This window comes from Hafnia alvei, assembly GCF_964063325.1.
Lineage (GTDB): Bacteria > Pseudomonadota > Gammaproteobacteria > Enterobacterales > Enterobacteriaceae > Hafnia > Hafnia alvei_B.
Genome location: NZ_OZ061315.1, coordinates 1,257,997 through 1,278,838, shown reverse-complemented (window position 1 = coordinate 1,278,838; position 20,842 = coordinate 1,257,997). Strand labels below are relative to the sequence as shown.

At 49.0% G+C, this 20,842-nt stretch carries 20 protein-coding genes and 1 pseudogene; 17 read left to right on the top strand and 4 right to left on the bottom strand.

Features of this window, described 5'->3' with window-relative positions; all coding sequences use genetic code 11:
* Positions 1-245: 245 nt before the first annotated feature.
* Positions 246-803 (top strand): annotated as a pseudogene (locus tag AB3Y96_RS06065) (RHS repeat-associated core domain-containing protein); the annotation flags it as partial.
* Between the two features lie 365 nt (positions 804-1,168).
* Positions 1,169-1,456 carry a hypothetical protein gene (locus tag AB3Y96_RS06060; protein ID WP_367298734.1) on the top strand — a complete coding sequence of 96 codons (288 nt, stop codon included), beginning with the start codon at positions 1,169-1,171 and terminating at the stop codon, positions 1,454-1,456.
* Between the two features lie 213 nt (positions 1,457-1,669).
* On the opposite strand, the gene AB3Y96_RS06055 is transcribed toward AB3Y96_RS06060, so the two are convergent.
* Positions 1,670-2,152 carry a zinc ribbon-containing protein gene (locus AB3Y96_RS06055; protein WP_367298733.1) on the bottom strand — a complete coding sequence of 161 codons (483 nt, stop codon included), beginning with the start codon at positions 2,150-2,152 and terminating at the stop codon, positions 1,670-1,672.
* Positions 2,153-2,505: 353 nt separating this feature from the next.
* On the opposite strand from AB3Y96_RS06055, the gene leuS reads away from it, so the two are divergent.
* From leuS to lipA, 13 genes are all read left to right on the top strand, one after another.
* Complete coding sequence (gene leuS / locus AB3Y96_RS06050) at positions 2,506-5,088, top strand: leucine--tRNA ligase (RefSeq protein ID WP_367298732.1); 2,583 nt, start codon at positions 2,506-2,508, stop codon at positions 5,086-5,088.
* A 14-nt stretch (positions 5,089-5,102) separates the two neighbouring features.
* Complete coding sequence (gene lptE / locus AB3Y96_RS06045; protein WP_072308988.1) at positions 5,103-5,834, top strand: LPS assembly lipoprotein LptE; 732 nt, start codon at positions 5,103-5,105, stop codon at positions 5,832-5,834.
* Positions 5,831-6,865 carry a DNA polymerase III subunit delta gene (gene holA / locus AB3Y96_RS06040; RefSeq protein WP_072308987.1) on the top strand — a complete coding sequence of 345 codons (1,035 nt, stop codon included), beginning with the start codon at positions 5,831-5,833 and terminating at the stop codon, positions 6,863-6,865. The genes lptE and holA overlap by 4 nt, the downstream gene beginning before the upstream one ends.
* Complete coding sequence (gene nadD, locus AB3Y96_RS06035; protein ID WP_072308986.1) at positions 6,855-7,526, top strand: nicotinate-nucleotide adenylyltransferase; 672 nt, start codon at positions 6,855-6,857, stop codon at positions 7,524-7,526. The genes holA and nadD overlap by 11 nt, the downstream gene beginning before the upstream one ends.
* 176 nt (positions 7,527-7,702) lie before the next feature.
* On the top strand, positions 7,703-8,020 hold the full coding sequence (gene rsfS, locus AB3Y96_RS06030; protein WP_025800650.1) for a ribosome silencing factor: 318 nt from the start codon (positions 7,703-7,705) through the stop codon (positions 8,018-8,020).
* 3 nt (positions 8,021-8,023) lie between these two features.
* On the top strand, positions 8,024-8,494 hold the full coding sequence (rlmH, locus tag AB3Y96_RS06025) for a 23S rRNA (pseudouridine(1915)-N(3))-methyltransferase RlmH (RefSeq protein ID WP_004096425.1): 471 nt from the start codon (positions 8,024-8,026) through the stop codon (positions 8,492-8,494).
* An 84-nt stretch (positions 8,495-8,578) separates the two neighbouring features.
* Positions 8,579-10,474: a peptidoglycan DD-transpeptidase MrdA gene (mrdA, locus tag AB3Y96_RS06020; protein WP_046458571.1), complete on the top strand. Its 1,896-nt coding sequence runs from the start codon at positions 8,579-8,581 to the stop codon at positions 10,472-10,474.
* 19 nt (positions 10,475-10,493) lie between these two features.
* The gene (gene mrdB / locus AB3Y96_RS06015; RefSeq protein ID WP_072308985.1) at positions 10,494-11,606 is read left to right on the top strand and encodes a peptidoglycan glycosyltransferase MrdB; all 1,113 of its coding nucleotides are present in this window, start codon (positions 10,494-10,496) and stop codon (positions 11,604-11,606) included.
* Between the two features lie 8 nt (positions 11,607-11,614).
* A complete protein-coding gene (gene rlpA, locus AB3Y96_RS06010) occupies positions 11,615-12,721 on the top strand; it encodes an endolytic peptidoglycan transglycosylase RlpA (protein WP_072308984.1) in 1,107 nt (368 codons plus the stop codon).
* Positions 12,722-12,883: 162 nt separating this feature from the next.
* Positions 12,884-14,095, top strand: a complete 1,212-nt coding sequence (gene dacA, locus AB3Y96_RS06005; protein WP_072308983.1) for a D-alanyl-D-alanine carboxypeptidase DacA — start codon at positions 12,884-12,886, stop codon at positions 14,093-14,095.
* Between the two features lie 109 nt (positions 14,096-14,204).
* Entirely contained in the window at positions 14,205-14,468 is a 264-nt protein-coding gene (gene ybeD / locus AB3Y96_RS06000) for a DUF493 family protein YbeD (protein WP_025800645.1), read from the top strand.
* A 265-nt stretch (positions 14,469-14,733) separates the two neighbouring features.
* Complete coding sequence (gene lipB / locus AB3Y96_RS05995; protein WP_367298731.1) at positions 14,734-15,405, top strand: lipoyl(octanoyl) transferase LipB; 672 nt, start codon at positions 14,734-14,736, stop codon at positions 15,403-15,405.
* Positions 15,398-16,363: a lipoyl synthase gene (gene lipA, locus AB3Y96_RS05990; RefSeq protein ID WP_139130937.1), complete on the top strand. Its 966-nt coding sequence runs from the start codon at positions 15,398-15,400 to the stop codon at positions 16,361-16,363. The genes lipB and lipA overlap by 8 nt, the downstream gene beginning before the upstream one ends.
* Before the next feature lie 181 nt (positions 16,364-16,544).
* Here lipA and tatE read toward each other — a convergent pair whose 3' ends face one another.
* Both tatE and AB3Y96_RS05980 read right to left on the bottom strand, forming a co-directional pair.
* Positions 16,545-16,742 (bottom strand): twin-arginine translocase subunit TatE, encoded by a 198-nt coding sequence (gene tatE, locus AB3Y96_RS05985; RefSeq protein WP_025800642.1) that lies wholly within the window; start codon positions 16,740-16,742, stop codon positions 16,545-16,547.
* A 264-nt stretch (positions 16,743-17,006) separates the two neighbouring features.
* Positions 17,007-17,330: a hypothetical protein gene (locus tag AB3Y96_RS05980; protein ID WP_025800639.1), complete on the bottom strand. Its 324-nt coding sequence runs from the start codon at positions 17,328-17,330 to the stop codon at positions 17,007-17,009.
* Positions 17,331-17,835: 505 nt separating this feature from the next.
* Between AB3Y96_RS05980 and rhaT the strand changes: the two genes are divergently transcribed.
* Positions 17,836-18,870, top strand: a complete 1,035-nt coding sequence (gene rhaT, locus AB3Y96_RS05975; protein ID WP_072308981.1) for an L-rhamnose/proton symporter RhaT — start codon at positions 17,836-17,838, stop codon at positions 18,868-18,870.
* An 11-nt stretch (positions 18,871-18,881) separates the two neighbouring features.
* On the top strand, positions 18,882-20,306 hold the full coding sequence (locus AB3Y96_RS05970; RefSeq protein WP_072308980.1) for an arabinose isomerase: 1,425 nt from the start codon (positions 18,882-18,884) through the stop codon (positions 20,304-20,306).
* On the opposite strand, the gene AB3Y96_RS05965 is transcribed toward AB3Y96_RS05970, so the two are convergent.
* The gene (locus AB3Y96_RS05965) at positions 20,303-20,776 is read right to left on the bottom strand and encodes a GNAT family N-acetyltransferase (protein ID WP_367298730.1); all 474 of its coding nucleotides are present in this window, start codon (positions 20,774-20,776) and stop codon (positions 20,303-20,305) included. The two genes, AB3Y96_RS05970 and AB3Y96_RS05965, sit on opposite strands and share 4 nt — an antisense overlap.
* Between the last annotated feature and the right edge of the window lie 66 nt (positions 20,777-20,842).

Genomic DNA, 20,842 nt, shown 5'->3' with positions numbered 1-20,842 from the left:
GGTTTAAAAAAACATTGACACTAAAGGCCATAAAACAGGTGGCGAAAATCGTATCAGAGAATAACAAAAATATACAAAATGTGTGGTGTAAATATGGAGAAATACCAGGACAGGGAGATGGTATGAACCTTTTTTTGTTGGTGAAATTGATTTGACACATTATTTTATAACAAATATTGGAGCTAAATCACCTGAGGTTTGTGTAGAGTGAATACTTAGATTAAGAATACGCCAATTACGTTCCAAAAATAGGACAGTATATTACTCAGGATCCGATTGGGTTAGGTGGTGGGTGGAATGGGTATATATATCCACTTAATCCGATAATAAATATAGACCCATTGGGTTTAGAAACACTCAAGTGTATAAAACCATTACATTCTATCGGAGGAGAGGGTGAAAAAAGTGGCCCAGATATTTGGGGTACCCCCTTATACCATCAATATCTTTGCGTTCCAGATGGAAAAAATGGATATATTTGTGGGGGACAGGATCAACGGGGAAAACGGTCTTCGGATGGAATATTTGGACCAGGAAAAGCGAGTCAGGATAGTAAAAATGGTGCTGGTCGGTGCGATACACTCGAGCCCGATAATAACTGCATCGAAAATTGTTTGAAAGAGAAATTTAAAGGGCCAAGACCGTTTTATACAGTGTTGCCTGACTGGCTATTTCCGGTGAAACTTGGGCTAACAAAAAATTGTCAAGACTGGTCAGATGATGCATTTGAAACATGTAAAAACAAATGTAATGGAAATAATTTCAAAAAGCTAATAAATTACTTGTACAAAGGTATCTTATAATGAAGAAATGGTGGATTACTTTAATTAGATTATTGTGGGTCGTCTTATCTTTTGCAATTTTAATTTTCTCTTTAAATCGATTGCCTGTATTACATTCAAATCATGACATAAGTGAACTGATAAGTATCATGACATTTGGAATGGTCCTAATATCATTTCCAATGGGTGTCATGTTTTACATCGCCTTAATTGTTTTTATTTTTATATTAAATTGCACAACCCATACCCTTGACAATAAATACATTTCAACAATAGTAACATGGAGCTGGTTGTTTTGGGGGGGTAAAATCCAATGGTTTAATTTAATGGATAAGATACTAAATAAATTCAATTAACTAATATGATATCCATACTATAACCCTCAAATGACAAAAATTTTAAGCCACTATTTGGATATACTGAACTTAGAAATAAGAATAGGCAATGCGAAAAGCTCTTTTAAAGAGGATAACTGGTCTATTATTTATGCGGAGACATGGGAATCTTATGAGCCATTGCTTATTTATAATGGGGATCTACTTACAACAAATTATATTTCACTATTTAGTGGTCCTGTAAGAGTTCAAGACGAAGACAGCATGAAACAATGGGTGAAAGAAAAAGCACCAGCGATGCCATATAAATTAGCACAATGTTTTTTATGGTATGCATAATACAGAGATAATTGATAGGTCAATGCGACTGATATCCTTATTACTGTTTATTATAAACCAATCACACATATTTTCCCCCGAGCATTTCATCTATTGCTTATTGCTGCGCGATGCGTATACAAAGCCAAACAGCAGGATACTCTCACTCGCGAAAGAAGTACGACTGCAGCTGCTAGCTATGGCGCCATGAACTAGGGCGCCATAACTTAAAACCTAAGGCTGGAACGGCTTACGGTGGAACTGGTCATGGCCGCATTTTGGGCACAGCGGCAAAACTTCAGGGGTATAGAAATCAAGCGTGTAGTGGCATTTTTCGCAGACGAGATGTCCCAGCCCGACCACTTCCCCGCTGTGATAAACGCCATGATGGCTGACGTCTTTGAAAACCTCACGCCATTCGAGCTGAGTTTTGTCGGTAATATCGACGAGTTCCTGCCATAGGCTCTCTTTGATGACGCGCATAAATACGCTATCGGTTAGCTCATCTTTGCTTTCTTGGTAGCTGCGGGCGAACTCTTCCAGATCGCGCCGCACAGCAAGCTTAATCTGTTCTACTTCATCATGCGTGAGATCTTCAGCTTTGTTTAAGTGCTTTTCAGCGCTCTCAATCAGCGCATCAATGTCACGCTCGCCGTTTTTCAATCGTTCGGTTAATGCCGCGACCCATTGACGGTAATACTGAGCAACCTTGTTCATACCAAACCTCCGCGTGACGTGAATGTGATCTGATTCGTACCCTTAACCTAACCTACAATCATTTTAGACGTAAATACCTGAGTCTCTACGATCTTTAGGCTGTGATCGACATCGCAACGCAACGCTTTTGTCCTTAATCACAAAGAATTGCCCTCTTGTTGACGCTTCTTGGTTGTTGCACGCCGCGCTTATCGGCTATTCTATGGCGATCGGTACTAAAGCCAAACTTCATAAAAAAACGTTTTTTAAAAGATCACAGTCGTATACCCAACGTCTTTCGGTAACAGCCAACAGCGCTGCCCCCGATAGATAAGAGGTATTGCTGTTTTTAACCAACAGGACCCCCAGCTGCCATGCAAGAGCAATATCGTCCAGAGGACATAGAATCACACGTCCAGCGCCATTGGGATGAAAAGAAAACCTTCCAGGTTACCGAAGATGCAAGTAAAGAGAAATATTACTGCCTCTCTATGCTCCCGTACCCATCCGGCCGACTCCACATGGGTCACGTGCGTAACTACACCATCGGTGATGTGATTTCCCGTTACCAACGCATGCTGGGTAAAAACGTTCTCCAACCAATCGGTTGGGATGCATTCGGTTTGCCAGCAGAAGGCGCTGCGGTTAAGAATAAAACAGCACCCGCTCCATGGACTTACGACAACATCGAATACATGAAGAACCAGCTTAAACTGCTGGGCTTCGGCTACGATTGGAGCCGCGAAATCGCGACCTGCGATCCTGATTACTATCGTTGGGAACAGTGGTTCTTCACTAAGCTGTACGAAAAAGGCATGGTTTATAAGAAAACCTCCGCTGTTAACTGGTGCCCGAATGACCAGACCGTACTGGCTAACGAACAGGTTATTGACGGATGCTGCTGGCGTTGCGACACCAAAGTTGAACGTAAAGAAATCCCTCAGTGGTTCATCAAAATCACCGCTTATGCAGACCAACTGCTAAACGATCTGGATACGCTGGAAAACTGGCCTGAGCAGGTCAAAACCATGCAGCGTAACTGGATCGGCCGTTCTGAAGGCGTCGAAATTACTTTCGACGTTGCAGACAGCGATGAGAAAGTGACCGTTTATACTACGCGTCCAGACACCTTCATGGGTGCGACCTACGTTGCCGTCGCTGCGGGTCATCCTCTGGCTCAGCTTGGCGCGATTAACAACCCTGAATTGGTTCAATTCATCGACGAGTGCCGTAATACCAAAGTTGCCGAAGCAGAAATGGCAACCATGGAGAAAAAAGGCATGGCCACTGGCCTGTTTGCCATTCACCCACTGACTGGCGAAAAACTGCCGGTTTGGGTAGCAAACTTCGTTCTGATGGAATACGGCACCGGCGCCGTGATGGCCGTTCCTGCTCACGATCAGCGTGACTGGGAATTCGCCACCAAATACGGTTTGCAGATTAAGCCCGTTATCCTGAATCTAGACGGTAGCGAGCCTGACGTTCATGCAGAAGCCATGACCGATAAAGGCGCGCTGTTCAATTCCGGTGAATTTGATGGTTTGAGCCACGAAGCTGGCTTTAACGCCATCGCTGACAAGCTGGTCGAGAAAGGCGTTGGTGAGCGTAAAGTAAACTATCGTCTGCGCGACTGGGGTGTTTCTCGTCAGCGTTACTGGGGCGCACCAATCCCAATGGTCACTCTGGAAGACGGCAGCGTCATTCCAACGCCGGAAGATCAATTGCCGGTTATTTTGCCTGAAGATGTGGTGATGGATGGGATCACAAGCCCAATCAAAGCCGATCCTAACTGGGCAAAAACCACCGTTAACGGCCAGCCAGCGCTGCGTGAAACCGATACCTTTGATACCTTTATGGAATCTTCATGGTATTACGCACGCTACACCTGCCCTCAGTACAATGAAGGCATGCTGAACCCAGACGCCGCTAACTACTGGCTGCCGGTTGATCAGTATGTGGGTGGTATCGAACATGCCATCATGCATCTGATGTACTTCCGCTTCTTCCATAAACTGATGCGCGATGCCGGTTTGGTCAGCTCTGATGAGCCAGCTAAACGTCTGCTGTGTCAGGGTATGGTTCTGGCTGATGCCTTCTACTACACCGGCGTAAATGGCGAGCGCAACTGGGTTTCTCCTGTTGACGTCACCGTTGAGCGCGATGAAAAAGGTCGCATCACCAAAGCCGTTGATAACGAAGGCCGTGAAGTTATTTATACTGGCATGAGCAAAATGTCCAAGTCTAAAAATAACGGCATCGACCCTCAGGTCATGGTTGAGCGTTACGGCGCAGATACCGTTCGTCTGTTCATGATGTTTGCTTCTCCGGCTGAAATGACGCTGGAATGGCAGGAATCAGGCGTTGAAGGTGCGAACCGCTTCCTGAAACGTGTTTGGAAACTGGTTTACGAACATGCCCAAAAAGGCGCATGCGCTGAACTGAACGTTGCCAACCTGAACGAAGATCAAAAAGCGCTGCGTCGCGATCTGCACAAAACCATTGCTAAAGTCAGCGATGATATTGGCCGTCGTCAGACCTTTAACACCGCTATCGCGGCAATTATGGAACTGATGAACAAGCTGGCTCGTGCTCCACAAGAGAGCGAGCAAGACCGTGCGCTGATGCAGGAAGCTCTGCTGGCCGTGGTTCGTATGCTGTATCCGTTCACCCCGCACGCCAGCTTCGAAATGTGGACGGCGTTGGGCGGCGAAGGCGATATCGACGTTGCTCCGTGGCCACAAGCCGACGAAAAAGCGATGGTAGAAGATTCTAAGCTGATCGTGGTTCAGGTTAATGGTAAAGTCCGTGGCAAGGTAACCGTTGCGGCTGATGCCACTGAACAGCAGGTTCGCGAACTTGCAGGTCAAGAAGCTCAGGTCGCTAAATATCTCGACGGCGTGACCATTCGTAAAGTGATTTACGTTCCGGGTAAACTGCTGAACCTAGTTGTAGGTTGAGCCGAGGAGGAATTGTGCGACATCGTACTATGACGTCGTTGTTAAAAGTTGCTGTTCTGGGGCTGGCGGTTCTTACCGCCGGTTGTGGTTTCCATCTGCGTGGCAACACGTCGGTGCCAACCGAATTCCAGAAAATCACGTTTGACACTAGCGACCCGTATGGCCCACTGTCACGTTCTATTCGTGAACAGCTCCGTCTAAGCGGTATTACTATCGTCGATCCTAAAGCTGACGACTCGAAAACGACGGGCTCTGCTAGCAGCACCAGCATCGTGGATAACTCTGCGACGGCGGCAAAAGCGGCCGATGGTTCGGATAAGCTGCCATCACTGCGTATTGTTGGCGGCGGTGAGTCCAAAGAAACCGTGTCAATCTTTAAAGATGGTAAAACGGCTGAATATCAGATGGTGCTGAGTGTCAACGCGCAGGTATTGGTACGTGGACACGATCTCTATCCATTGACCGTACGTGTTTATCGTTCGTTCTTCGACAACCCATTAACTGCACTGGCAAAAGATGCCGAGCAGGATATGATCCGTCAGGAAATGCGCGATCAGGCGGCACAGCAGCTGGTTCGTAAACTGCTTTCTGTTCATGCAGCCGAGTTGCAAAACAACGACAATCGCATGAATGCTGAAGTGGCTGCGCCAAAGGTGCAAAGTGCCAATGACTTTAATTCAGTCAGCACTGATACCACTGTGCCAACCACCGCGATTAAATCTACAGGCAGTATTAGCGCACAATGACTCGCGTTTATCCTGAGCAACTTGCCGCGCAGCTCCGTGAGGGGCTGCGCGCTTGTTATTTAGTTATGGGCAACGAGCCGTTGCTTTTACAGGAAAGCCTTGATCTTATTCGCCAACAGGCTCAAGAGCATGGTTTTACTGAATACTTCACCTTTGCACTCGATGCTCATACCGATTGGGAAAGTATCTTTAGCCTTTCTCAGGCGATGAGCCTGTTTGCCAGCCGCCAAATTATCTCTCTGACGTTGCCCGAAAACGGCGCTAATGCCGCAATCGGAGAACAGCTGACAAAGCTGTCTACCTTGCTGCATCCCGATCTGCTGTTGATTATCCGGGGTAATAAACCAACCAAAGCACAAGAAAATGCCGGATGGTTTAAAACTCTGAGTCAAAATGCGGTTATGGTTAGTTGCCAAACGCCAGAGCAAGCCCAGCTTCCGCGCTGGGTTGCCACCCGAGCCAAACAGATGAATTTGCAGTTAGACGAAGCAGCCAACCAGCTGATTTGCTACTGCTATGAAGGCAATTTGTTGGCGTTATCTCAGGCTTTAGAACGTCTTTCATTACTCTATCCAGACGGAAAATTAACGCTACCTCGCGTTGAGGAAGCCGTTAGTGATGCGGCCCATTTTTCACCGTTCCACTGGGTAGATGCCATTCTTGCTGGTAAAAGCAAACGTGCATGGCATATTTTGCAGCAGCTACGCCAAGAAGACATGGAGCCTGTGATCTTGCTGCGTACCGTTCAACGCGAAGTTTTGTTGCTAATGACGCTAAAAAGCCAGATGAGCCATACCCCACTGCGCAATCTGTTTGATCAGCACAAAGTTTGGCAGAACCGTAGACCAGCGATGACTCAGGCGTTACAGCTTCTTAGTCTTCATCAGCTTCATCAGGCCGTCGCATTGCTGTCACACATTGAAGTCGTTCTCAAACAAGACTACGGTCAATCCGTGTGGAGTGAACTGGAGTCACTGACGCTGCTGCTTTGCGGAAAATCGTTGCCGGAGAGCATGCTTAATGCCGAATGAACACCTTCAGGCTGCCGCTAAACATCGCTTAACCGCGCTCTTTGGCGGTACTTTTGATCCCATTCATTATGGGCATCTTAAGCCGGTCACCGCGATGGCGCAGGAAGTTGGCCTGCAGAATGTCACTCTATTGCCCAACCATGTTCCTCCGCATCGTCCTCAGCCAGAGGCCAATGCGCAGCAACGTCTAGCGATGGTTGAGCTGGCTATCGCTGGCAATCCGCTATTTTCGGTTGATGAACGGGAGCTGCACCGCACTACGCCCTCCTACACCATTGATACGTTGATTGAAGTTCGCCAAGAGCGAGGTGCGGCGGCACCGTTGGCCTTTATCATCGGCCAAGACTCGTTGTTGACGCTGCATAAATGGCATCGTTGGGAAGAGATCCTGCATTACTGCCACTTGCTGGTATGTGCGCGTCCGGGATATTCCGATCGTCTAGATACGCCTGAGCTGCAAAACTGGCTCGAGCAACATCGCGTTTATGGTGCTGCACAACTCAGTCAGCAACCCCATGGCTGTATCTATCTCGCTGATACGCCTCTACTTGCTATATCAGCTACTGATATTCGCCAGCGTCGTCATCAAGGCATCAGCTGTGATGACCTTCTCCCGCGTGCGGTTCAACGCTATATCGAATTACAGGGGCTGTACCGTTAGCTCTGGTCGCGTGTTATACTCCGCGGCCTATTTTCGCAGAACCGATATCACAGCCGAATCCATTTCGTTATGTGATATGCCATGGTTCTAACTTTAAAGATTTGATTGCCCGAATAAACGATTTGATTTGAAAACGTTATTCCGAGCAATACTAGCTCCAACCCGAGGGGGAACCTTTGCAAGGTAAAGCGCTCCAAGAATTTATTATTGATAAAATTGATGATTTGAAGGCTCAGGATATCGTCGCTATTGATGTCGCTGGCAAATCAAGCATCACTGACTGCATGATCGTATGCACCGGTACTTCTAGCCGCCATGTGCACTCTATTGCTACTCACGTAGTACAAGAAGCGCGTATGGCTGGCCTATTGCCTCCGCGTATCGAAGGCGAAAACGGCGCCGAGTGGATCGTGGTCGATCTGGGCGACGTGATTGTTCACGTTTTACAGGAAGAAAGTCGTCGCCTGTACGAACTGGAAAAGCTCTGGAGTTAATCGGTGAAGCTGCAACTGGTCGCCGTGGGTACCAAAATGCCAGACTGGGTACAAACGGGATTTACCGACTACCTCAAACGTTTTCCTAAGGATATGCCGTTCGAACTGATTGAAGTTCCGGCAGGGAAACGCGGTAAAAATGCCGACATCAAACGCATTCTGGAAAAAGAAGGCGAGATGATGTTAGCCGCCGTGGGTAAAGGTAATCGTATCGTCACGCTCGATATTCCTGGAAAACCGTGGGATACGCCAGAGCTTGCTTCGCAGCTAGAACGCTGGAAGCAAGATGGACGTGATGTTAGCCTTCTCATCGGCGGTCCTGAGGGATTAGCACCGGCATGTAAGGCTGCTGCCGAGCAAAGTTGGTCGCTATCCACGCTGACGATGCCGCATCCACTGGTGCGCGTTCTGGTTGCAGAAAGCCTGTATCGCGCATGGAGCATCACGACGAACCATCCGTATCATCGTGAATAGCCAGTATCAACGGCGCTAGCCACTGGCTTCGCCGTTGAGCTCTCTTATTTATCCAAGCAATCACCCAGAACACGACGGAATGGAATGAAAATAGACCGCAACCCTTTTCGTGATTATTCAGCAGAGTCCGCCCTGTTTATACGCCGTGCTCTCGTTGCATTTCTCGGCATATTGATTCTGTCTGGCGTCTTGGTCTTTAATCTGTACCATCTTCAGATCCTGCGCTTTGAAGATTATAAAACCCGTTCCAACGAGAACCGAATCAAACTGGTGCCGATTGCACCTAGCCGCGGCATGATCTATGACCGAAACGGCACTCCTCTTGCGTTTAACCGCACAATTTATCAGCTTGAAGTGATGCCAGAGAAAGTCGATGACTTGAAGGCAGAACTTGATGCTTTACGTTCTATCGTCGATCTTACCGACGAGGATCTCGATAACTTCCAGAAAGAGCGCAAACGCTCGCGTCGTTTTACCTCAATACCGGTGAAAACAGCGCTTAATGAAGTTCAGGTTGCGCGCTTTGCCGTCAACCAATTCCGCTTCCCTGGATTTGAAGTCAAAGGCTACCAGCGCCGCTTCTACCCTTATGGCTCAGCCCTCACCCACGTAATCGGCTACGTATCTAAAATCAATGACAAAGATGTCGAACGTTTAGATAAAGATGGCAAGCTGGCCAACTACGCTGCAACCCATGACATCGGAAAACTAGGCATTGAACGCTATTACGAAGACGTTTTACATGGCAAAACGGGCTATGAAGAAGTTGAAGTTAACAACCGTGGGCGCGTGATCCGCCAATTGCACGAACAGCCACCGCAGGCGGGTAAAGATATTTATCTGACGCTGGATCTGAATCTGCAACGTTACCTTGAACAGCTGCTTGCCGGTAGCCGCGCCGCCGTGGTCGTCAGCGATCCTCGCACAGGTGGGATTCTGGCGATGGTGTCAAACCCAAGCTACGACCCAAACCTGTTCGTGGACGGAATATCCAGCAAGGAATATCAGCGTTTACTGAATGATCCAAACCGCCCGCTGATAAACCGTGCCACGCAAGGCCTCTATCCGCCGGCCTCAACCGTTAAGCCGTATATCGCCGTTTCAGCGCTTAGCGCAGGCGTCATTACCAAAAACTACAGCCTGTTCGATCCCGGCTGGTGGCAGCTACCTGGCTCAGAGAAACGCTTCCGTGACTGGAAAAAATGGGGCCATGGCCGTCTGAATGTCACCAAAGCGCTAGAAGAATCTGCGGATACCTTCTTCTATCAGGTTGCCTACGATATGGGCATCGACCGTCTGTCTGAGTGGCTGAGCAAATTCGGCTACGGACAATACACCGGTATCGATCTGTCAGAAGAGCGTTCAGGCCTGATGCCAACGCGCGAATGGAAGCAAAAACGTTATAAAAAACCGTGGTATCAGGGTGATACCATTCCTGTCGGCATCGGTCAGGGCTATTGGACGGCAACGCCAATCCAAATGTCCAAAGCGTTAAACACGCTGATCAACGACGGGAATATGAAAGTTCCTCACCTGCTGAACAGCACGCGTATCAACGGACAATTGGTACCGTACAAACAGCAGGATGCAGTACAGATTGGTGATATACATTCCGGTTATTGGGAAATAGCCAAAGATGGAATGTATGGCGTCGCCAATCGCGCCAACGGAACGGCACATAAGTATTTCGCCAATGCACCGTACAAGATTGCCGCTAAATCAGGTACCGCGCAGGTCTTTGGATATGAGACCTACAACGCCCACACCTTAGCCGAGCACTTGCGCGATCATAAACTGATGACGGCGTTTGCGCCGTACGACAACCCGCAGGTATCAGTAGCCATCATTCTTGAGAATGGTGGCGCAGGGCCGGCCGTCGGGACTATCGTGCGTCAGATCCTCGACCACATCATGTTAGGCGATAACAATACGACGCTCCCAAGTGAAAACGCGCCGCCTCCGGGCGTTGAAGGCGACTGATGAGGCATACAGGTTAATCATGACAGAAAACCAACAGAAACGTTCTATCTGGGCAAAGATGCATATCGATCTGCCCTTTTTGCTCTGCATTCTCTCGATCTTGGCCTATAGCGCCTTCGTGATGTGGAGCGCCAGCGGCCAAGACGTTGGCATGATGGAACGTAAAATCGGTCAGATTTTCATGGGGCTGTGCGTCATGTTGGTCATGGCCCAGATCCCCCCGCGCGTGTATGAAAGTTGGGCGCCCTATCTTTACGTGTTCTGCGTTATTTTGCTGATTCTGGTTGATGCTTTCGGTCAGATCAGTAAAGGCGCGCAGCGCTGGTTAGATTTGGGCTTTGTCCGTTTCCAGCCTTCTGAGATTGCCAAAATTGCGGTGCCGTTGATGGTGGCGCGTTTTATCAACCGTGACGTCTGCCCGCCATCGCTAAAGAATACCGGCATTGCCTTAATCTTAATCTTCATGCCAACGCTGCTGGTCGCCGCACAGCCAGACCTCGGCACCTCGATTCTGGTTGCCGCTTCAGGATTATTTATCTTATTCCTTGCGGGGCTAAGCTGGCGGTTGATTTTGGTCGCCGTGGTGCTGGTTGCCGCATTTATTCCCATCTTGTGGTTCTTCCTGATGCACGATTATCAGCAGGCTCGCGTTATGATGCTGCTGGATCCTGAGAGTGACCCGCTGGGTGCGGGATACCATATTATTCAGTCTAAAATTGCGATTGGCTCCGGCGGTTTTGGTGGCAAAGGCTGGCTGCACGGCACCCAGTCGCAGCTTGAGTTCCTACCTGAGCGCCACACCGACTTTATCTTTGCCGTACTGGCGGAAGAACTGGGCTTAGTGGGTGTTTTGGTGCTGCTTGGGCTGTATCTGCTCACCATCATGCGTGGGCTGATGATTGCCGCCAAAGCGCAGACCACCTTTGGCCGCGTGATGGTTGGCGGTTTAATGTTGATTTTATTCGTTTATGTTTTTGTGAATATCGGTATGGTCAGTGGAATTTTGCCCGTGGTTGGCGTACCTTTGCCACTGGTCAGCTATGGCGGTTCCGCCCTGATCGTTCTCATGGCCGGGTTTGGTATCGTTATGTCGATCCATACTCACAGAAAAATGTTATCTAAGAACCTATAGAGGTCGCGATGCGAATGGCGCATAAATCATGGCTTAGTGCTGGTTTACTCAGTCTGTTTTTGGCGGGCTGTACCAACACCACAACCACCGAGACCCCGGCTCCTCAGCAGCCTGCGTATAACGGCCCGGTAGAAGAAATTAGCGGTGCAGAACCACGCTACGAACCCTTTAATCCTGCAACCAGCCAGGATTACAGCGTTAACGGTACGAAATACAAAGTCGTGCAGGATCCGTCAAACTTCTCACAGGTAGGCTATGCAACGTCCTATGGTGAAGAAAACGGCGGCAATATGACCGCTATTGGCGAACAGTTTGATCCTAATGCAATGACCGCTGCGCACGCCACGCTGCCTCTGCCAAGCTATGTGCGCGTTACCAACCTGGCTAACGGACGTCGCCTCGTGGTGCGTTTGAACGATCGCGGCCCCTACACTTCCGGTAAGGTGATTGATCTTTCACGCGCCGCCGCCGATCGCTTAAACATTTCGAATAACACTAAAGTGCGCATCGACTTCATCAACGTTGCGCCAGACGGCACGATGTCTGGCCCTGGTACGATTGGTACCACGATCGCCAAACAGAGCTATGCGCTGCCTTCACGTCCAACTATCGGCCAAGAAACAACGCAGGTATCAATAAGCCCATCGCCTTCGGATACGCCGGTTGCGGTGCGCCCTGTAGCAAACCCAACGCCAGCAGCGCTAGGATCAGACGGTGATATGCCGGTTTCTGCGCCAGCCAGCAACGCCAGTGGCTTCCTTGGCGCTCCACAGCCATTGCGCACCGGCGTGTTAGAAGGCAGTGAACCCGTTGCCGCGCCAGCACCTGTTTCAGCCCCTGCGGCCGTTGCGGCACCGGTAGCATCTTCAGCGCCGGCGGCATCTGCTAATGGTAAATTTGTGGTGCAGGTAGGTGCGGTAAGCGACGGTGGTCGCGCCCAGCAATGGCAGCAAAAATTAAGCCAGCAGTTTGGTGTGCCGGGTAAGGTATCACCCAACGGCGCCATGTTCCGCGTGCAATTAGGGCCGTTCGCAAGTCGCCAAGAAGCCGCGGCACTTCAGCAACGTTTAGCCAGCGAAGCACAGCAACAGTCGTTCATTGCTAGCGCACAGTAAGCTCAAATGCCCGCCAAAACGGCGGGCTATGCAATAATTAGTCACACATTGCTTATGTAAAGAGTCCTGATTGGTGCCCGTTCGGGCATGAACCATAAATCGGCTTCTGTTATAGTGTGGCTCGTTTTTTTCACTTAATTCACGGATGTTGTAGTCCTTATCATGAAATACAATCTCACTTCCCGTTCGATGAAACGCATTGCGCTCAGCAGCCTTCTCGCCATTGGCATGATCAATGTTGCCCATGCTGATGACGTCAACCTTAAGACTATGATCCCAGGCGTGCCGCAGATCGATGCGGAAGCCTATATTCTGATTGACTACAACTCAGGCAAAGTTCTGGCTGAATCTAACGCCGATGCACGCCGTAACCCTGCTAGCCTGACAAAAATGATGACCAGCTACGTTATCGGTCAGGCAATGAAAGCCGGTAAATTTACCGAGCAGGACGTTGTGACCGTGGGTCAAGATGCTTGGGCAACCGGCAACCCTGTTTTCAAAGGCTCATCGCTGATGTTCTTGAAACCAGGCGACCGCGTACCGGTTTCCTTGCTGATCCGTGGTATCAACCTGCAATCTGGTAACGATGCCTGCGTCGCGATGGCTGATTACGTTGCCGGTAGCCAAGACGCCTTTGTGGGCCTGATGAACAACTACGTGAAAGCGTTAGGTCTTCAGAACACCCACTTCCAGACCGTTCACGGTTTGGATGCCGATGGTCAGTACAGCTCCGCGCGCGATATGGCACTGATTGGTCAGGCGCTGATCCGCGATGTACCAAATGAATACTCTATCTACAAAGAGAAAGAATTCACCTTTAACAACATTCGCCAGATGAACCGCAACGGCCTGCTGTGGGATACCAGCATGAACGTTGACGGCATCAAAACCGGTCATACTGAATCTGCTGGCTTCAACTTAGTGGCTTCCGCCACCGAAGGTCAGATGCGTCTGATCTCTGCGGTATTAGGTGGACACACCAGCAAAGGCCGTGAAAGCGAAAGCAAAAAACTGCTGACCTGGGGCTTCCGTTTCTTTGAAACCGTTTCTCCGCTGAAAGCAGGCCGCGAGTTCGCCTCTGAGCCAGTATGGTTCGGCGATACCGATCGTGCACAGTTGGGCGTTGATAAAGATGTTTACCTGACCATCCCTCGTGGTCGCATGAAAGATCTGAAAGCAAGCTACACGCTGAACTCAACCGAACTTGATGCGCCTTTAGCTAAAAATCAGGTGGTAGGTACCATTAACTTCCAACTGGATGGTAAAACCATCGAGCAGCGCCCATTAGTGGTTCTGAATGAAGTTCAAGAAGGTGGTTTCTTCAGCCGTATGGTCGATCACATCAAACTGATGTTCCATCACTGGTTCGGCTAATCCGGCCTCTTGAAATGGGGAAAAACCATCCCCATATAATGAATAACAATAACTCCCGCTTCGGCGGGAGTTATAATTTATAGATTGAAGTAACACGCTGGAGCGCAACATGAAAACTAAACTGAATGAACTGCTCGATTTTCCATGCTCTTTTACCTATAGAGTCATGGGTTTAGCGCAGCCTGAGCTGGTCGATCAGGTGGTCGAAGTGGTGCAGCGCCATGCACCCGGCGACTATCAGCCGCAGGTTAAACCAAGCAGCAAAGGTAACTATCACTCTGTCGCCATCACCATTAATGCGACCCATATTGAGCAGGTAGAAACGCTGTACGAAGAACTGGGCAAAATCGAAATCGTCCGTATGGTATTGTAATTACAGTTCTTTAACGAATTATCCCCTTTATTTATCCTAAATAATTGGAGTTACATCAAGGCGACAAGAGAGCGAATCCCGATGAGCTTACACAGGTAAGTGATTCGGGTGAACGAACGCAGTCAACACAGATGTAACTTCAAGTATGAAGGAAAAACGGCCCGATATGGCACAAATGCCCTATCGGGCCGCTCTTTTTTGGATGATCAGCACTGGTCGCTGAGGGTTCATCTCGGTATAATGGCTTTACCAATTCTGTAACCGGATGATGACTCGTTTGCAACAAGACAAGATCATACTGCGTCAACTGGGGTTGCAACCCTATGTTCCCGTATCACAAGCTATGCACACCTTTACCGACCAGCGTACGGAGAGCACGCCCGACGAGCTTTGGTTGGTTCAGCATCATCCGGTATTTACCCAAGGCCAAGCAGGCAAAGCCGAGCACGTATTAGCCGCGGGGGATATTCCCGTGATCCAAAGCGATCGCGGAGGGCAAGTCACCTATCACGGTCCCGGCCAGCAGGTCATGTATGTTCTTGTCGACTTAAAACGTAATAAATTCGGCGTACGCCAACTGGTGACGGCCATTGAACAAACCGTGGTTAACACCTTGGGGAAATTCGATATTGATGCTCATGCCAGAGCTGACGCCCCCGGCGTTTACGTTGGAGAACAAAAAATTTGCTCGCTGGGACTACGCATCCGTAGAGGCTGTTCGTTCCACGGGCTTGCACTGAACACCACCATGGATCTCGACCCGTTTAGCCGAATTAACCCCTGTGGTTATGCCGGTATGCAAATGACACAGATCAGCGCACTCAACCCCGGCGTTACGCTTGAAGATGTACAGCCGGTACTGGTCGAGCAATTTATTCAAATACTTGGCTATCAATCAGTCGAGTCAAGCAACTGGAACCCGCAAGATTATGAGTAAACCAATTCTGATGGAACGCGGCGTCAAATACCGTGACGCAGACAAAATGGCCCTGATCCCGGTAAAAACCGTGGCCGTCGAAAGAGAGCAGCTGCTGCGCAAACCTGAGTGGATGAAAATCAAGCTCCCTGCGGATTCCAGTCGCATTCAAGGCATTAAAGCCGCCATGCGTAAAAATGGCCTGCACTCGGTCTGTGAAGAAGCTTCCTGCCCTAACTTGGCAGAATGTTTTAACCACGGTACGGCAACCTTTATGATCCTCGGCGCTATTTGTACCCGTCGCTGCCCATTCTGCGACGTGGCACACGGGCGCCCGGTAACGCCAGACGCGAATGAACCCGAAAAACTGGCACAAACCATTGCCGATATGGGCCTGCGTTACGTGGTGATTACCTCCGTTGACCGCGACGATCTGCGCGACGGCGGTGCTCAACATTTTGCCGATTGTATTCGTGCCATCCGCGCCAAAAATCCTACCATCCGCATTGAAACGCTGGTGCCTGATTTCCGTGGTCGTATGGAACGTGCGCTAGATATCCTGACGGAAACGCCGCCGGACGTATTCAACCATAACCTTGAAAACGTACCACGTATCTATCGCCAAGTGCGCCCAGGCGCAGACTATAACTGGTCGCTGAAACTGCTGGAAAACTTTAAGGCTGCACACCCAGAGATCCCAACCAAATCGGGTCTGATGGTGGGCTTGGGTGAAACCAATGCGGAAATCATTGAAGTAATGCGCGACCTGCGTGCGCATGGCGTAACGATGTTAACGCTAGGCCAGTATTTACAGCCAAGCCGCCATCATCTGCCGGTGCAGCGCTATGTTAGTCCTGACGAGTTTGAAGAGATGAAGGCCGAAGCGATGGCGATGGGCTTTACCCATGCGGCCTGTGGTCCGTTCGTGCGCTCTTCTTACCATGCTGATTTGCAAGCCAAGGGCATTGAAGTTAAGTAAAGTTAAGTCTGTTTCCGTAGAAATATTTTTTTACAAGAGAACGGGCTGACAGCCAAGATTCTGAGGTATCGGCGAGACTCACTGCAATCTCAATACTTGGTAAACAGAATAGAAAAAACCGTAGAGGGCTCACTCTCTACGGTTTTTTTATTGGTCACTCAGCAGACGCTGAAAAACCGAATTAGTCTTTATGGTCAACGCGAGGTGCGGCGCTATCGGCATCCGCACTTGGTTTAGCTGTGTCGTCATTCATCGCTTTCTTAAAGCCTTTCAGCGCGGCACCTAGGTCACCGCCCAGAGTGCGCAGTTTGTTTGTACCGAACAGCAGAATAACCAGAACCGCAATCACCAACAATTTGGTAATACTGATACCTTCCATAAACACCTTCTTAATGAATACATCAGACGGCAGTACCGACTGACTAAAAAACGGTCGTAATAATGTGTCTATTAATATCCAATTTGTCCCTATTAGCAATGTGAATATGTAACAGAGTTAAACGTATTCTGACCAATAGAAATTGCTCTCAACCACAATTAACCATAGACGAAGGGCATACGCGTTGCAGCATTTTGGGCGGGATATAGAGTAAAAAGCCGCTCATCATGAGCGGCTTGGGTATCACGTCAGTCAGGTTTTCCCTTAGTGGGTCTCTGGCGCCGACACCGAAGAAATATAATTATTAAATGCAGTCGCCTCCTGAGCTAAAGCCTCAATATGCGCTCCAACCATCTTGAACTGCTTTAACAGCGGATTATTTTCTGGCAAAGAGCCCATTTCAACCAGCTTGCGTGTCAGCTGTTCATTCTTAAGCAGGAGAGCAGCTTCGCGCTGACGCGCCTGTTCGAGCTGCATGCGTATTCCTTCGCATTCTTGTTGCCATACGAGACGCTGTTGCTCAAAGCTTTCTTTAAGATCATCTAAAGCCGCTAGCGAATTACGCAGTTGCACTTCCAAATCAGACATCGCGTTTCTCATCCCTCGACAGGTTAGCCATAGAGTATACCTAATGGCCTCCGACGCACCAAAAAATAGATTGTACCCAGCATAATTCGAATTGCATTAAAGAGCTTCATCAGCGATTAGAGTGTGTGAACACAGCCAATAAAAATGCAGTTTGGAGCATGATAGGTATACGTTGGCAATCATAAATAGCTTATTAGCTAAAAGCTAATTTTGATTAAGGAATTTTATTCTCATAAGAAAGTTCTTATATTTCATAGTATTCCTTCAATATGCTGCAATTTCCATTGGCTGTCATACACATCGCAATAACCTCCTGCTTTTAAATGCTTTTGTGATCGCCATCGGCCCAACCTGCTAAATTCTGCCATCCCTACACCTTGTGCGGCAGCTATCCGAAGGTGTGAAATCTGCACACTATTTAGACTCCTATCGTCAAAGAAGTGGCGCCCTACACACTGATGCACCCCATTGCCGCTTCTCACCAATAACAAAAAGGATAGGACCAATGAACGACTCTATTGTTTTGGGAATCATCTGGCATCTGGTTGGCGCGGCCAGTGCAGCATGCTTTTATGCGCCGTTTAAACAGGTAAAAAGTTGGTCGTGGGAAACCATGTGGTCCATCGGCGGATTTGTATCGTGGCTGGTTTTGCCTTGGTTAGTGAGCTACATCCTTCTGCCTAACTTTTGGGCTTATTACGGATCGTTTAGCTTCTCGGTGCTGCTTCCGGTATTTCTATTTGGCGCCATGTGGGGCATCGGCAATATCAACTACGGCCTAACAATGCGCTACCTCGGCATGTCGATGGGGATCGGCATTGCCATCGGTATTACGCTCATTATTGGCACCTTAATGACGCCGATTATTCAAGGCCGCGTTGACGTTCTATTTGGAACTCCCGGTGGAAGAATGACGCTGTTGGGCGTGTTAGTTGCTCTTATTGGGGTAGCAACGGTCAGCTATGCGGGGTTACTCAAAGAAAGAGCCTTAGGGATCCGCGCTGAAGAGTTCAATCTGAAAAAAGGCCTGATTCTCGCCGTCATGTGCGGAATTTTTTCTGCGGGTATGTCGTTTGCCATGGATGCCGCTAAGCCAATGCATGAAGCCGCAGCTGCGTTGGGAATCGACTCTCTTTATGTCGCATTGCCGAGCTACGTGATCATTATGGGTGGCGGAGCCGTTATCAACCTCGGTTACTGCTTCATTCGCCTTGCTACGCTCAAAAATATCTCGGTCAAAAACGATTTCTCATTGCCACGTAAACTTATCATCACCAATGTGCTGTTCTCCATGTTGGCCGGTCTCATGTGGTATCTACAGTTCTTCTTCTATGCATGGGGACACGCCAAAATTCCAGCCCAATACGACTATATGAGCTGGATGCTGCACATGAGCTTCTACGTATTGTGCGGCGGAATTGTTGGCCTGTTGCTCAAAGAGTGGAAATGCAACAGCAAAAAACCGGTCAGCGTACTGTGCATTGGCTGCCTGATCATTATTTTAGCGGCCAATATCGTTGGCCTAGGCATGGCCTCGTAGGAAATCGCACAATGAAAAACCCTCTGAATATTTTACTTTTTGGGATTGGGCTTGATACTTATTGGCCACAGTTTCATGGTTTAAAATCACGTCTCGAAGGCTATGTGGGTGAGATTGAACAATGGCTGATGAACCAGCATCACGTTCGCAACGGCGGACTTATTGACTCCATCTCCTCGGCTGATGCCTTGCTAAAAACAGCTCGCCACCAGCCCGTTGATGTCGTTGTGCTTTATATTAGCACCTACGCCCTCAGCGCTACCGTATTGCCTCTGGTACAGGCGCTGGGCAAACCAGTACTCGTGCTCGCATTACAGCCTGACCTCGGTCTGCCCTATCAGCGCATTCGGGAAATGAGCGATCGAGGGCATCGAACAGGTGAATGGCTGGCGCATTGTCAGGCCTGTAGTGCCCCGGAACTGGCCAACGTTTTTAACCGTGCCAATATCAGTTTTCAGCTTTTAGTTGGCGCGCTGCATGACGATAAAGAGGTCTGGTCTGAGCTAGAAGAGTGGCTAAGGGCATACCAGATACGAACCGCTTTAGGTCACACTCAAGTCGGTCTGCTTGGGCACTATTATGACGGCATGTATGACGTTTACAGCAACCTAACCAACCTGTCTGCTCGTTTAGGCGTGCGCTTTAAACCACTAGAAATGTGCGAGCTAAATCAGCTACGACAAGAAACCACTCAAGCGGCCTTGAATAATAAGCGTGCTGAAATGGAGCTAGCATTCGTTATTGATGATCAGTGTTCTGATTCTGAGGTAACGCGTGCGGCCCACACCGCTTGCGCATTGGATTCTCTGGTAGAACGGCATCAACTCGGCGCACTGGCTTATTACTATGAGGGCAAAAACGGTAACGACTATGAAAATATCGTCACCTCTGTGATTGCGGGTAATACGCTGCTGACCCAAAAATCAATTCCAGTTGCTGGCGAATATGAAGTTAAAAATGTGATAGCGATGAAAATATTCTCCCTGCTCGGTGCAGGCGGTTCGTTCTCTGAACCGTATGGCATCGAATTTAGCGATGATGTTGTGCTCTGGGGCCATGACGGCCCAGCACATCCGCTGATGGCTGAAGGCGAGGTGAGGCTTGTTCCTTTGCCCGTTTATCATGGCAAACCGGGCTGTGGCGTATCCATTCAGATGTCGGTAAAAAATGGGCCGGTCACATTTTTATCTGTTATTGAAGAGCGCAACGGTGACGTCGTTTTACAATATGCCGAAGGTGAATCTGTCGCGGGAGAAACGCTAGATATCGGCAATACCAATAGCCGTTACCGTTTCAGTATAGGGGCAAGAAACTTCACTCGTGACTGGTCGATGGGAGGCCCCGCTCATCACTGCGCGATTGGTTTGGGTCACTGGGGATCACAGTTAGAAAAATTGGCTTCTGTCTTAGATATTCGCACCCAGCAAATCGCCTAGTCAGATGAGGGACTGAGGGCGATATTTTTCCGATACAAACGCACGGGCTGGTCAGGATAGTCCAGCCCGTCGCCAATATACTGCCAGCCAAAACGTTCGTAATAATCGGCAAAGGTCGCGTAGAGATAAAGTTCTTTAAATCCGGCTCGGCGGCTAAAGTCCTCCACGTAACGCTGTAGCTGAATGCCTAATCCTCGGCCTCGCTGGCCTTCATCAATATAGAGTGCGGCCAGCCATGGAAATAGGTCTTGGCGGCTAATCAAATCACAGCGCCATAATCCCACCGTCCCCACTGGCTTATCGTCTTGCAAAGCCACAAAAGTTATCGGCAAACCTTCAGGGCGCAGGCTACTACGCACAATGCTGGCAAAAAAATCTCGGCTATTTTCACTGCCAAAAGATTTGAATAACCAATCAGTTATCAACTCACGGTGCTCTGGAACTTCAGACAGCGGTAATATTTGGATCATATGAAATTATGGTTAGAAAACAATCAAGGTGAAGATACTACGCCGCATTGATTGAAATGCGAAATA

What these genes read in the sequence shown, in the direction of transcription:
- AB3Y96_RS06060 (WP_367298734.1), top strand. Translation starts at nt 1,169, where the DNA reads ATGACAAAAATTTTAAGCCACTATTTGGATATACTGAACTTAGAAATA.
- AB3Y96_RS06055 (WP_367298733.1), bottom strand. Translation starts at nt 2,152, where the DNA reads ATGAACAAGGTTGCTCAGTATTACCGTCAATGGGTCGCGGCATTAACC.
- leuS (WP_367298732.1), top strand. Translation starts at nt 2,506, where the DNA reads ATGCAAGAGCAATATCGTCCAGAGGACATAGAATCACACGTCCAGCGC.
- holA (WP_072308987.1), top strand. Translation starts at nt 5,831, where the DNA reads ATGACTCGCGTTTATCCTGAGCAACTTGCCGCGCAGCTCCGTGAGGGG.
- nadD (WP_072308986.1), top strand. Translation starts at nt 6,855, where the DNA reads ATGCCGAATGAACACCTTCAGGCTGCCGCTAAACATCGCTTAACCGCG.
- mrdA (WP_046458571.1), top strand. Translation starts at nt 8,579, where the DNA reads ATGAAAATAGACCGCAACCCTTTTCGTGATTATTCAGCAGAGTCCGCC.
- mrdB (WP_072308985.1), top strand. Translation starts at nt 10,494, where the DNA reads ATGACAGAAAACCAACAGAAACGTTCTATCTGGGCAAAGATGCATATC.
- rlpA (WP_072308984.1), top strand. Translation starts at nt 11,615, where the DNA reads ATGCGAATGGCGCATAAATCATGGCTTAGTGCTGGTTTACTCAGTCTG.
- dacA (WP_072308983.1), top strand. Translation starts at nt 12,884, where the DNA reads ATGAAATACAATCTCACTTCCCGTTCGATGAAACGCATTGCGCTCAGC.
- ybeD (WP_025800645.1), top strand. Translation starts at nt 14,205, where the DNA reads ATGAAAACTAAACTGAATGAACTGCTCGATTTTCCATGCTCTTTTACC.
- lipB (WP_367298731.1), top strand. Translation starts at nt 14,734, where the DNA reads ATGATGACTCGTTTGCAACAAGACAAGATCATACTGCGTCAACTGGGG.
- lipA (WP_139130937.1), top strand. Translation starts at nt 15,398, where the DNA reads ATGAGTAAACCAATTCTGATGGAACGCGGCGTCAAATACCGTGACGCA.
- tatE (WP_025800642.1), bottom strand. Translation starts at nt 16,742, where the DNA reads ATGGAAGGTATCAGTATTACCAAATTGTTGGTGATTGCGGTTCTGGTT.
- AB3Y96_RS05980 (WP_025800639.1), bottom strand. Translation starts at nt 17,330, where the DNA reads ATGTCTGATTTGGAAGTGCAACTGCGTAATTCGCTAGCGGCTTTAGAT.
- rhaT (WP_072308981.1), top strand. Translation starts at nt 17,836, where the DNA reads ATGAACGACTCTATTGTTTTGGGAATCATCTGGCATCTGGTTGGCGCG.
- AB3Y96_RS05970 (WP_072308980.1), top strand. Translation starts at nt 18,882, where the DNA reads ATGAAAAACCCTCTGAATATTTTACTTTTTGGGATTGGGCTTGATACT.
- AB3Y96_RS05965 (WP_367298730.1), bottom strand. Translation starts at nt 20,776, where the DNA reads ATGATCCAAATATTACCGCTGTCTGAAGTTCCAGAGCACCGTGAGTTG.